Annotated in this window: 10 protein-coding genes; 3 read left to right on the top strand and 7 right to left on the bottom strand. The window is 58.4% G+C overall.

The genetic code is table 11. From position 1 onward, the window contains the following. Positions 1-28: 28 nt before the first annotated feature. From BLW22_RS25510 to BLW22_RS25490, 5 genes are all read right to left on the bottom strand, one after another. Entirely contained in the window at positions 29-385 is a 357-nt protein-coding gene (locus tag BLW22_RS25510; protein ID WP_074847700.1) for a hypothetical protein, read from the bottom strand. A gap of 522 nt (positions 386-907) precedes the next feature. Next, positions 908-1,993, bottom strand: a complete 1,086-nt coding sequence (locus BLW22_RS25505) for a type I restriction endonuclease (protein WP_074847699.1) — start codon at positions 1,991-1,993, stop codon at positions 908-910. 236 nt (positions 1,994-2,229) lie between these two features. Beyond that, on the bottom strand, positions 2,230-2,541 hold the full coding sequence (locus BLW22_RS25500; protein WP_074847698.1) for a chorismate mutase: 312 nt from the start codon (positions 2,539-2,541) through the stop codon (positions 2,230-2,232). Positions 2,542-2,589: 48 nt separating this feature from the next. Then, complete coding sequence (locus BLW22_RS25495; protein ID WP_074847697.1) at positions 2,590-4,443, bottom strand: Lnb N-terminal periplasmic domain-containing protein; 1,854 nt, start codon at positions 4,441-4,443, stop codon at positions 2,590-2,592. Positions 4,444-4,535: 92 nt separating this feature from the next. Then, positions 4,536-5,024, bottom strand: a complete 489-nt coding sequence (locus BLW22_RS25490) for a DUF3015 domain-containing protein (protein ID WP_027605327.1) — start codon at positions 5,022-5,024, stop codon at positions 4,536-4,538. A gap of 268 nt (positions 5,025-5,292) precedes the next feature. Here BLW22_RS25490 and BLW22_RS25485 point away from each other — a divergent pair, with 268 nt between their 5' ends. Beyond that, a complete protein-coding gene (locus BLW22_RS25485; protein WP_065925342.1) occupies positions 5,293-7,731 on the top strand; it encodes a Lon protease family protein in 2,439 nt (812 codons plus the stop codon). A gap of 299 nt (positions 7,732-8,030) precedes the next feature. Further along, entirely contained in the window at positions 8,031-8,348 is a 318-nt protein-coding gene (locus BLW22_RS25480) for a PA4575 family protein (RefSeq protein WP_027605329.1), read from the top strand. Positions 8,349-8,354: 6 nt separating this feature from the next. On the opposite strand, the gene BLW22_RS25475 is transcribed toward BLW22_RS25480, so the two are convergent. Next, on the bottom strand, positions 8,355-10,178 hold the full coding sequence (locus BLW22_RS25475) for a hypothetical protein (RefSeq protein ID WP_083221199.1): 1,824 nt from the start codon (positions 10,176-10,178) through the stop codon (positions 8,355-8,357). A 164-nt stretch (positions 10,179-10,342) separates the two neighbouring features. Between BLW22_RS25475 and BLW22_RS25470 the strand changes: the two genes are divergently transcribed. Continuing rightward, positions 10,343-10,831, top strand: a complete 489-nt coding sequence (locus BLW22_RS25470; protein WP_017253710.1) for a TIGR00645 family protein — start codon at positions 10,343-10,345, stop codon at positions 10,829-10,831. A gap of 15 nt (positions 10,832-10,846) precedes the next feature. On the opposite strand, the gene BLW22_RS25465 is transcribed toward BLW22_RS25470, so the two are convergent. Further along, the gene (locus BLW22_RS25465; RefSeq protein WP_065925341.1) at positions 10,847-12,286 is read right to left on the bottom strand and encodes an ArnT family glycosyltransferase; all 1,440 of its coding nucleotides are present in this window, start codon (positions 12,284-12,286) and stop codon (positions 10,847-10,849) included. Between the last annotated feature and the right edge of the window lie 107 nt (positions 12,287-12,393).

Genomic DNA, 12,393 nt, shown 5'->3' with positions numbered 1-12,393 from the left:
TTAGTTTCGATGAATGTCTGAAAGCGACCTATTGCGAGCGATAGGCCCGCGCAGCATCCCGGTTCTTCTCCTGTTGCCAGGCGCGTTCACGGTCATCCCAGTGATTGTCCTTGTAGTCGCGCAGCTCCTCTTTCTCGCGCATGGCCTTGCACTGGCGAAAACCATCCTCCCAGCCTTCGGCGTAGACCCGGTCTTTCAGGTAACGCGGCACGTTTTTGCGAAACACCCCGGTGATCACCCCCGCCGCCTGGCGACCGCTGCTGCACCCATCGTCAAAACCATCGGCAAAGGCGGGCGGATAGCCCCGAGCCAGCAATTCCTGATGGGTTGACTGGCAACCCGATAGCCACACCACCGCACACAGCATTACTGCATACCGCCACATTGCTTGCTCCCTGGCCGTTTCACGGCTGATAGGGGAAGTCTAGATAGGGATTTGTCGGGGAGGCGTGAAAGGGGTGTGAGAAAGGTGTGGAGCACGATGAGATCGAGCGGTGGGCACTGAAACTGTGGCGAGGGCGCTGGCTTCCGTAGGACCGCAAAGCTGCCCCAATGCTGACGGTGGATATTTTTTCGGTAGGAACGCTTCGCTTGGTTCGGTGGCTGCTGCGCAGCCCAGCGGAAGCAAGCTCTTATCAAACTTAAAATAACTCACTGATTTTAAAGAGTTAAAGTTTCACACTAAAGTCTTGAGTCTTGCATAAATAATTTCAGGCAAGCGCATTTTTGTGGTGAGCGGGCTTGTCCCGCGTTGGGCTGCGCAGCAGCCCCAAAACCAGGCGCAGAGGAGTGTCTGATACACCACATTTGTCTTCATCAGGGGCGCTTCGCACCCCAACGCGGGACAAGCCCGCTCGCCACAGATTTCACTCGTATTGAATAAGTGTTGCTCGATCTAATCTAGCCTTCAGGCGTAATAGCCCACGGTCCTTTTCAACTGATCGGCGTACTCATAAATCTCATCAATGGATGAGATAGCATGCCGAGTCTCATTTTTCTCCTCGTCGAATATTCCGAGGTATTTCTGACTTCTGTTGAAGTGAAGGCGACAAATCGGTTTACGATTGTTGTCGTCCAGCAGGATGCCAAAATAACTTTGAGTGTCTCGTTGAACGATTCTTTTGGCATCGACAACGGAGCGGACGACAGCCCGAACGATGTGATAGCCCTCAAGCTCTTCAAGCGTTGTCAGGATTTTATCTTCTGACTCGTCTCGATCCTGAATGTCGACATTTGTGCTGTTCGCCATGGTCAGTGACGCTACCGTCGGCTGAATGGCGCCGCTCATAGCTGACTTGAGCCGGTCATTGATTTGGTCATTCAGAAACTGAGCTAACGCTTTTCGTGTCAGTTCGAAAAATTGCTCACGGACTTTCTGCGTGATTGCTCCCTCGTAAACGCGGGATGCGAAAAATTTCACGAAGTCGTCTTCAGGTTTATTGACTTGGGCGCCAATAAGCTTCTTTAGCTGGCTGACGTATTTCAACTCCCCCGCAGCATTGATGATTGAGTCGACATCAAAGGCCGACTTTGTAAGCTTTATCAGCTCCGGTACGGAGTACTCATCAATGTCCAGCAAATCTAATTCTAAAAATGGTTTTTCGTCCATTTTATTAGGTGCATCCAGGTCGGTGAAAAACCTGTAGACCTGGCCGTTCGTGAGAATTGAGATTCTTGCGCTTGTGACGTGAAAGTATCGAAACAGCTGTGATGCGTGATTAATGCTCAATGACTCGCCGATTTTTTTGCATTCGATGAGTATTTGAACCTCTCCGTTTTTCATAATCGCGTAGTCGATTTTTTCGCCTTTTTTTGTCCCTATGTCGCAGACAAACTCAGGCGTTACCTCCTGTGGATCAAACACGTCGTAACCCAAAACCGTGTTGATAAAAGGCATTACGAAAGCGTTTTTTGTTGCTTCTTCTGTTTGGATGGCGGGGCCTTGCAACCGAACTTTTGCTGCCAGATTGGTGAGCTTTTCAAAAAATTCCATATAAGCCTCTTACCCTATTCGAATCCGTGTATAGATGTGATGGCAAATTGACTGCCATTCGATACTAGACACAAATCCTCACAAAGAAAATGGAGTGAGAGACAGTTTGTTTCGACTGAAAAAAGCTAAAAAATTGTCGGAAATTTCCTGCCTATTTATCAATAGGTTGGAAGCCGAATAGTAATTTGTACTTGCAGGCAAAAGTTTGAAAATTCTGAGCAGGTCAGTTTTATGAATTAGGTTTGTGGCTTTCCTGCTTTCGTCAGGACTGAATGTTCCGCCAATTCCTGCTGGATAAACGCCGCGATCATTGCGCGATAGACCTGCTCGGTCACCTCGGGGTTGGCGCCCACGGTCTGCGCCAGATCCCGCACCTTGGCGATCACCTGCTCGACCCGCTGCGGGGCCTTGACGCCATCGGTATCTTTTTTGAAGCGTGCCGCCTGGGAGACGTAGCGGCCGCGTTCGGACAGCAGGGTGACGATTTGCTGGTCGAGGCGGTCGATGTTGTTTCGAACTTCTTCAAGGGTGGTGCAGGTAACGGCCATGTCGAGTGAACTCCTGATTGTGCGGGCAATGCTGACAAAAGGTGTTAGTCAGTAGTGATACCACTTCACCTCAAGCATCACTTCATTCACCGGCGTCGACAAGTGGCTGTACTCGCGCTGTGCACTCAGGCGCAGGCCGAGGTTGCGGGACAGTTCCCACTGCTGGTTCAGGCTGAGGCTGCGACGTACCTCGCCATTGGTGAAGAAGTCTCCTTTAGCCTCCAGGCTCAAGTTGCCCAGGGGGTTTTTCCACAGCACGCCGGTATTGAACCCGGCAGCGGGGGAGATGGCTTCGTTGAAGTCGTTGTTGTGTTCCACACGCACGGTGCCGAGGGCGAAGCCGAGCATGTCGTCGCGCAGTTGCCAGGTGCCGCCGGCGCCGCCGTTGACGTGGGCGACCAGGGTTTCGTCGTCGTGTTTACCGGGCACGCGCTCCAGGCCACCGGTGACTTGCCAGGACCACGGCTGCAGCAAGGCGTTGCGCGGGGTCAGGGAGCGGATGGTGGCCAGGTCCAGTTGCTGCAGTTGCCAGTGGTTGCCTTCGTACTGGCGCAGTTTCATCTGCAGGATTTCGATCTGGGCGCCGAGGGGGAAGCCTTCGGCGTTGTCGTTGAGGTCGTGGTAGGCCATGCGCAGGCCGTATTCGCCGAAGGCCTTGTCGCCACGGGTGCCGATGCCGGCTTGCCAGGTGCGGGACTCATGGCCGTTTTCGGGCAGGCCGGGGGGCGTGATCGTCAGGTCGGGCGCGGGGTTCTGGTTGATCGCGCGCAGCAGTTCGAAGCTGCGTTGGGAGCGCGCGGTGTCGCGCTCGAGGCCATTGGCACGGTAGCGGCCCAGGCGGTAGGCGGCGTCGATGATCAGGGCCTGGCGGTCGCGAGGCAACGCTTTAAAGGCCGGTTCCTGCAGTTGTTGCTGGTCGTCGCTGACCTTCAGTACCCATTGTTGCTCGTCGCTGTTCAGCGGCTTGGCACGCTCCAGCAACTCGCGCTCGCGGGAGGGGCGGTAGTCGATCTTTTCCACCAGTCCCGCATCCTTCACGGCCTTGACCGTGTCGGTGGGGATCGCGGTAAGCGGGAATTGCTCGGTCAGGCGCAGGCCGGGGCGCGCCACTTGCAGCAGTTCCAGCAGGCGATAGGAGCAGTTTTCATCGAAGAAAAAGTAGTCGAACTGGATCTGCTTGAGCTCCCACACGTGCTCGACCATGCGCTCGGTCTCGACCTGGGTGAGGTTGAGGCGGTATTCCCACAGGTCGCGGTTTTCGAGGCTGCGGTATTCGGAGAGTTTTTCCTGGTAGGGCACCAGGGCGAACAGGCCGGGGTAGCCGCCCATCAGGCCTTTCCATGCGTAGAGGATGCTGTTGTCCGAGCCTTCGATGTAGGCGCCGAAGTTGATCGCGTAGCTGAGCAGCGCAGTCTTGTTGCTCTGCACGTCGGCCTGGTCGATACGCAGCAGGGTATGGCCGAACATCGACGACGGACTGTTGAGGTAGGCCGCCGGGAAGATCATCACCGCGCTATGGGGGGCGACGTCCTTGAACCATTGCTTGAATTCCTTGCAGTCCACGGCGGGCAGGTCAGTGAGGTGCAACTGATCCTTGAGCCAGCGGGTACGTGCGGGGTAAACGCATTGGGCGTGTTTTTCACCCAGGCTGGCCGGAGCGTAAAGCGCTTCAACGGTGGCCTTGAGTTCTGCATCCGGGTGGTGGGCGCCATCGGCGGCGAGGAAGAATTTCTTTTCACTGACATAGCTGCGCCAGCCACTGACTTTGCCGGCTTCGTAATGGCCCAGAGAAAGCCAGAACGGATCATTGGCCAGTTGCTGCAAACGTTGATCATCAAGATGCGGTGCCGCGTACAGCGGGGCGCAGGCAAAGAGTGCCATCCAGGCAAAGCGTTTGAGCATAGGGGCAACTTAAGTCGGAAATTAGAGAGACCCAAGGAGAGGCGGGTCCAAAAAATAAAACCCGCGCCTGGGTAGGCGCGGGCAGGACGAGCTTAAGCCTGGGTAGCGTATTTCGCCAGACGGGCATCGCCTTTCAGTACAGCCAGGGTGTTGTTGTGCACGTCTTCAGCGGTCACATCGGCCTTGCTGAAGATTTGCTGGAAGTGTTCGTGAGCCACGGCAGCGAAGTGCTCGCGATCTTCCGGAGCAACGCCCAGTACCACGGCGTAGGTGGTCAGTGCTTCGCCATTACCCTTGGCCATGTCTTCGGACAGCTCGTTCATCATGCCATTCATGGCAATCCAGGACTTGCCGCCGTAGGTCAGCGCGCTGTTGGTGCTGCAACCGTTGGTGCCCGAGGTCATGCCGAAGGTGGCGTTACCCGAAGTACCGTTGGTGGTGGAAGCCAGGAAGTGAGCTGGAGTACCGCGCTGGCCTTCGAACAACATGTTGCCCCAACCGCAGTTCGGGCCACCTGGTGCTTCAGCCATTGCATTGAGGGAGACGACGGTGAAGAGAGTACCGAGAAGGATCCGTTTCATAGCTTTGTTCTCTTTGTGTGCAAACCAATGGACAAGGGTTCAGGCACTTCATAGCGCCCTCGGGATCGGTTATTAGTCCAACCCGCGCAGTTTGGAGTTTAGGCACGTTCCAAGGGTTCCGTGTGTTTTTATAAAACAATCAGCAATGTCGCGATTTTTTTTGCAGGGCGCCTCCCGTGTCCAGGGTTTCCCAACGGCGCGCCTTGCCAGAGCGCGCAACAGGGAGCCAGAATGCCGTCATCTGCCCCGCCTGATGTAAGGAAGCCCGATGCCTGATCCTGTTGCTGCCAGCTTGCGTCTAGCGCCCGAAGCGCTGACTCGCCCTTTCTCCGCTGAACAGTTCAGCTTCTCGACCACCAATGATTTGGAGCCCTTTCGCGGTGTGCTTGGCCAGGAACGTGCGGTTGAAGCGTTGCAGTTCGGCGTGGCCATGCCGCGCCCCGGCTACAACGTATTTGTCATGGGCGAGCCGGGTACCGGCCGCTTTTCGTTCGTCAAACGCTACCTGAAAGCCGAGGGCAAGCGCCTGCAGACCCCGGCGGATTGGGTCTATGTGAATAATTTTGACGAGCCTCGCGAACCCCGCGCCCTGGAATTGCCAGGCGGCGGTGCGGCGGCGTTCATTGCCGATATCAATGGCCTGGTCGACAACCTCGTCGCGACCTTCCCGGCGGTGTTCGAACACCCGACTTATCAACAGCGCAAGAGTGCCATCGACCGCGCTTTCAACCAGCGCTATGACAAGGCCCTGGACGTGATCGAGCGCCTGGCCCTGGAAAAGGACGTGGCGCTGTACCGCGACAGTTCCAACATCGCCTTCACCCCGATGCTCGACGGCAAGGCCCTGGATGAGGCCGAGTTCTCCCAGCTGCCGGAAGTGGATCGCGAGCGTTTCCACACGGATATTTCCGAGCTGGAAGAACGCCTCAACGAGGAGTTGGCCAGCCTGCCCCAGTGGAAGCGCGAGTCCAATAACCAACTGCGTCAGTTCAACGAAGAAACCATCACCCTGGCCTTGCAGCCTTTGCTCGCACCGCTGTCGGAAAAGTACGCGGAGAACGCCGGTGTCTGCGGTTACCTGCAGGCCATGCAGGTGTACCTGCTGAAAACCGTGGTCGAGCAACTGGTGGACGACGCCAAGACCGACGCCCAGGCCCGCAAGCTGCTCGAAGAGCAATACTGCCCGAGCCTGGTGGTGGGCCATCCGGTCAACGGTGGCGCGCCGGTGGTGTTTGAACCGCACCCGACCTACGACAACCTGTTCGGCCGTATCGAATACAGCACCGACCAGGGCGCGCTGTACACCACCTATCGCCAGTTGCGCCCGGGCGCTTTGCACCGTGCCAACGGCGGGTTCCTGATTCTTGAAGCCGAGAAGATGCTCAGCGAGCCGTTTGTGTGGGACGCCCTCAAGCGTTCCTTGCAGTCGCGCAAGCTGAAGATGGAATCGCCCCTGGGCGAACTGGGCCGCCTGGCCACCGTGACCCTTAACCCGCAGATGATCCCATTGCAGGTCAAGGTCATCATCATCGGTTCGCGCCAGTTGTATTACGCGCTGCAGGACGCCGATCCGGACTTCCAGGAGATGTTCCGGGTGCTGGTGGATTTCGACGAAGATATTCCGATGGTGGACGAGAGCCTGGAGCAGTTCGCCCAGTTGCTCAAGACCCGCACTTCGGAAGAAGGCATGGCGCCGCTGACTTCGGACGCGGTGGCGCGGCTGGCCACCTACAGCGCACGGCTGGCGGAGCACCAGGGCCGTTTGTCGGCGCGTATTGGGGATTTGTTCCAGCTGGTCAGCGAAGCGGACTTTATCCGGCACCTGGCGGGCGATGAGATGACCGATGCCGGCCATATCGAGCGCGCGCTGAAGGCCAAGGCCACGCGCACCGGGCGTGTGTCGGCGCGGATTCTCGACGATATGCTCGCCGGGGTGATCCTGATCGACACCGCCGGCGCGGCGGTCGGCAAGTGCAACGGGCTGACGGTGCTGGAGGTCGGCGACTCGGCGTTCGGTGTGCCGGCGCGGATTTCCGCCACGGTGTACCCGGGCGGCAGCGGAATCGTCGACATCGAGCGTGAAGTTAACCTCGGGCAGCCGATTCACTCCAAAGGCGTGATGATTCTCACCGGTTACCTGGGCAGCCGCTATGCCCAGGAATTTCCGCTGGCGATCTCGGCGAGTATCGCGCTGGAACAGTCCTACGGTTACGTGGACGGTGACAGCGCGTCCCTGGGCGAGGCCTGCACGTTGATCTCGGCCTTGTCGAAGACGCCGCTCAAGCAGTGCTTTGCGATCACCGGTTCGATCAACCAGTTTGGTGAAGTGCAGGCCGTGGGCGGGGTCAACGAGAAGATCGAAGGCTTCTTCCGCCTGTGCGAAGCCCGCGGTCTGACCGGCGAGCAAGGGGCGATCATTCCCCAGGCCAACGTGGCCACGTTGATGCTGGATGAAAAGGTGCTGCAGGCCGTGCGCGCCGGGCAATTCCACATCTATGCGGTGCGTCAGGCCGACGAGGCATTGAGCCTGCTGGTGGGCGAGGATGCCGGTGAGCCGGACGCCGAGGGGCAGTTCCCGGAAGGCACGGTCAATGCCCGCGTGGTCGAGCGCTTGCGCGCGATTGCCGAGATGATCAGCGAGGAAGACCTGAAGGAAGCGGAGAAGGAGCTGGCGCAGCAGGCGCTGGCCGAAGCCAAGCCCACCTGAGTTCTGAGGCCAGGCCGGATCAAACATGTGGGAGGGGGCTTGCTCCCGATTGCGATAGGTCAGTCATGTAGATGTCGACTGGCACACTGCATCGGGAGCAAGCCCCCTCCCACATTTGGATCTGGTTGCGTCACTAAATTGACGTCCTTCCGAGGGGCCAACGCCCGTTGGTCCCTACAGCCTTGGTTTGTCGTGTTTTTATTCTATTCTGAGCCTTAGGGATATCCACAGGAGTCGCTGGATAGAAACAGTCTCGCCATAGGTTGAGGCTGAACACCGATCTACCGAGGGTCGCCGCCATGCCGCGCAACCTTTGCCTTACCCGCCAGTGCTTCGGCCTGGTTACCCGAATCGAATGTTCCGTTCGCCCGCTCGCGGGGGATAACGGAATGTGGACCTTGTTGTTTGCCGCCGGAATGACGGGTGAGCAGCCTTCCACAATCAAGTCCCAGGGCCCGTTTCATGGGCCCTTCGTGGCAGAAAGCATGCTGCAATCGATCGTCGACAGCCTGACCCTGCACGGCTATGAGCTGGCGGGTGACCCGCAGATCTGGTGCCTGCACATGCAGGCCCATCTGCGGCAGCTCAATGGCAGCCATGAGCAACTGGCGCTGTAGGCGCGGTTATTTGCTCTCGGGTTTGTCCAGCTTGACCTCAAAGCCGTATTGCACGGTACTCAGGTCGGTGCGCTGGTAGCTTTCCAGTGCCGTCGGCTGGCCGTAGAAGTAATGCACGTCAAACAAGGCCGTGCCGTATTCCTCGGCGCGATGGCTGACGCCGAGGATTTCCTTGAGGTAGTTGCCGCTGGCGTCCTTGGCATAGAAGCGCCAGCTGTCGGCCGGGAACTCCTTTTGGTCGACGATCAGTGCGTTGTCTTTGAGCGACAACCCCTTGGGCAGCTTGGCCGCATCGATGTCGCCTTTCTCGATAGTCGCCAGGAACAGTGGGATCGAACCCACCACAAACGCCGGGTTTTCCGGGAACAGGTTGAGGTCGTAGGTGAGGGTGCCGCGGGCCGGGTTCAATTCATACGCCTCGGTCGGCAATTCGATGGGCTCGCCGCGTTCACCTTTCTCATCGGCAGTGAAGAACGTCACCGGTGATTCGCTGCTGTTGCGCTCGCTGCCCACCAAGTCGTCATTGAAGGTGAATGGGTGGTCGAACACGATATGGGCGGCGCTGGCGTCTTCGACGGACTGGCTGATGGTGACGCTGTTCTTCAGTTGTTCCTCGGTCAACGAGGCGTCCTTGAGCCAGCTGGCGGCGCCGTCGTCGTACACGGTGACCGGCATGGGCAAGGCTTGTACGGTTTTTTCCAGGCTGTTCTTGTCGAAGCGCAGGACCGGCAGGTCGAGGTCCTTGCGGGTGACCGTGGCCGTGGAGAAATCCAGCACATTGATCTGCAGGGTGTCGATCAGGCCATTGAAATAGACCTTGGCGTAATGGCTGCTCTGCTTGTGTTCGAAGGCTTTCTGCTCATCGACCAGTTGCTTTTCAAACCCATCGGACCAGGCCTTCTGTTTTTGCATCTCGGCCAACTGCTTCTGGTAGAACTCGACTTGTGCGCTGCTTTCGTTGATCGAACCCGAGCGTGTGAGGAATTGCCCGGTGCTGTCCCGCGCCTGTACCAGCAAGGGGTTAGGCGATTCGTCACCCACCTCAGGTGCCAGTGGTTGGCTGTTGGTCAGTTCGATTTCGGCGTAGTTCTTTTCCAGGAGCAGCAGGTTGACGGTGATATTGCCTTCGGTGCGTTTGTGGCCCACGTCCTTTTTCGACAAGTCGAAGGTCAGCACTTTGCCCGGTGCGATCACTTCCACTGCGCCTTTGAGGCGAACGGGTTGCGGCTGGCTTTTGTTTTCCGTCTCGATGCCATCGATAAACGGGTAGGTGACCGTCAGGTCATCCGGGTTGGTCAGGTTGGAGCTGCTGGGGCTCAACTGGATACCGGGATCGGTTTCGGACCATTCCGGCTGGAACGGCACGACCTTGTTGTTGCTCAAGGTGACGGACTGCCATTCCAGGCCGTGGGGGAAGGGGAACTGGTCCGGCACATTGAAGTTGAATGGGAAGACCGGCTGCAGATCGGTCAGGTAGTCGGAATGTGAGGCTTTGCGCAGTACGAACAAGCCATTGATGTAGGTGTCCACCAGCCCTTGCGGCGTGGGGTAGTGCTTGAGCAGCGCGAGGGTGTCCTCGCCGTATTCGGCCTCGATGGGCTTGGTGGCGAGCTTGACCCGCGCCCGTTCCAGCAGCAGCAGCGAGCCGCCGAGGTCGGCAATGGCGTCGCGCAGTTTCGGATCCTGGATGCTGTCGAGGGACTGCTCGAACTTCGCGGTTTTCTCTTCGAGGGTGGCCTGTTTCTGCTCATCGCTTGGGGAACAGCCGCCGGCCAGCAACAAGGCGGCGCACAGGCCAACGCTGGCCAAAGGGGATCGCACATCCATCATCTGAGTTTTTTCCTGTCCGACGTCATCGAGCCGAGTTATTGGGCTCGACACTAGCAGAAAAATTCTCTTACAGATGCCGCCCAGGTCAGTTTTCTCGTGGTTACAGGTGTCTTATAGCGGCTGGTATACTCGCCGCCATTTCTAGCCATGCTGTGTGAGATCCAATGGAACGCTTTATCGAAAATGCTATGTACGCCTCGCGCTGGCTGCTGGCGCCTATCTATTTCGGCCTGTCCCTCGGGTTGCTGGCGCTGGCGTTGAAATTCTTCCAGGAAGTGATTCACCTGCTGCCGAGCGTGTTCTCGATGGCCGAGTCCGAGCTGATCCTGGTGCTGCTGTCGTTGATCGACATGGCCCTGGTCGGCGGCTTGCTGGTGATGGTGATGATTTCCGGCTACGAGAACTTTGTCTCGCAGCTGGACATCGATGAAAACAAGGAAAAGCTCAACTGGCTGGGCACCATGGACTCTTCGTCGCTGAAGATGAAAGTGGCGGCCTCCATCGTGGCGATTTCCTCCATCCACTTGTTGCGCATCTTCATGGACGCCAAGAACGTCGATCCGCAACACCTGATGTGGTACGTGATCATTCACATGACCTTCGTGATCTCGGCGTTCGCCATGGGTTACCTGGACAAGGTCACTAAGCACTGATGCCCCGCGCTGGCCTTACTGCTCGATGAAGTAGTAGGGCTGGCGGTTGATGGCCATCTCCTTGATTACCGTGACCTTGGTGGTCAAGTCGTTGGTATGGTCCAGCAGCGCAACGTTGCCGGGCTGGGCCGCAAGGTAGCTGTGCAGTTCGGGTTCCGTCTGCAGGATCCTCAGGTAACTCTTCATATAGAACACGCCGGCCCCCGCGATCCGCTCGTTGGGCTGGAACAGCGCGACTTCCTTGCCTTGCGCCTGCAGTGCCTGGACCTGACTGATCACCGGTACGAATGACTGGCGCGCGTCAGCTTTTGGCGCGAACCAGAATGCGGTCACCAGATAGCAGGCGATGAGCAGGCTGAAGACGCCGCCGATCACATGCCGGTGGTAGCGGTACAGCGCCGGCTTGTGGTCCTTGAGCCATTCCAGCAACACCCGGGCGTATTCGGCGGCCAGTACGGCGGCGGCCGGTGTCAGGGCCATCAAGTAAACCGTGCGCTTGCTTGAGGCCAGCGTCAGCAGGGTGAATTGCGCCACCAGCCATACGCTGAAAAACAGGCGGTAGCGGTTACGCACCAGGCTTTTCCGGAAGTGCCACAGGCCCAGGTACACCAGGATGTTCCACGGCAGGAAGGCCTCGGGCAGCTTGGCGATGTAGTAGTAGAACGGCTCGTAATGCCCGGCCTCTACGAACGAGCCGCTGAAGCGCCCGACGCTGTTGGTCCACAGTACTTCGCCCACGGCCTGCATCCCGCCGCGCTGGAACAGGAAGCACAACCAGATCACCAGCGGCACCAATGCCAACAGGGTGAACAGCGCCGGCTTGAGCCAGTCGGCGAGGCGCAGGCGCTTGTCCATCAGGCTGGTGCTGGCCAGGTACACGAAAATCACGATGCCCGGCATCGCCAGGCCCAGTACGCCTTTGCTCAAGGTGGCGATCACCATGCCGGCGGTAAACAGCGCCCAGGCCCAGGTCGTCGAGCCTTGGCGCTCGGACTCAGGCCGCATCGCCTGGTAGAACGCCAGCAGCGCGGTGGTCACGCCGAGGCTGAGCAGTGAGTCTTCCCCCACGCCACGCACATTGCTCCAGTAGCTGGCCATGGTCGCCAGGATCAGCGCCGCACTGAGGGCCAATGTTTTCGGGCGCCCGAACCGGCGCAGCATGGCATAGAACAGCATCACGCTGAACAGACCGGCAAATGCCGAGGCCAGGCGGACCGCCCCAGGCGTGCCGCCGAACAGGCGAATCGCTCCGGCGTCCAGCCACAGGCTCAGGGGCGGTTTTTCCAGGAAGGGTTCACGAAACAGTTGCGGCACGACCCAGTCATTGTCCAGGTGCATGGCCATGGCGATCCCCGCGACACGGGCCTCGGTGGAGCCTTGCAGTTCGTGGTTACCCAGGGCAAAGAAGAACAACAGAGCAGCAAGCAGGAGCAGCAGGGGAGCGGGGCGCGTCATGGAGTCTGGCTACCGAGGCAGAAGGCCGTTCGGGGGAACGGCTCGCAATCGGTGAGTATAGGGAGGCGATTCTTAATATTTCATGAATGGGAGTGGGTTTATATCGC

The organism is Pseudomonas marginalis, assembly GCF_900105325.1.
Classification (GTDB): domain Bacteria; phylum Pseudomonadota; class Gammaproteobacteria; order Pseudomonadales; family Pseudomonadaceae; genus Aquipseudomonas; species Aquipseudomonas marginalis.
This window is presented reverse-complemented; position numbering and strand designations above follow the sequence as displayed.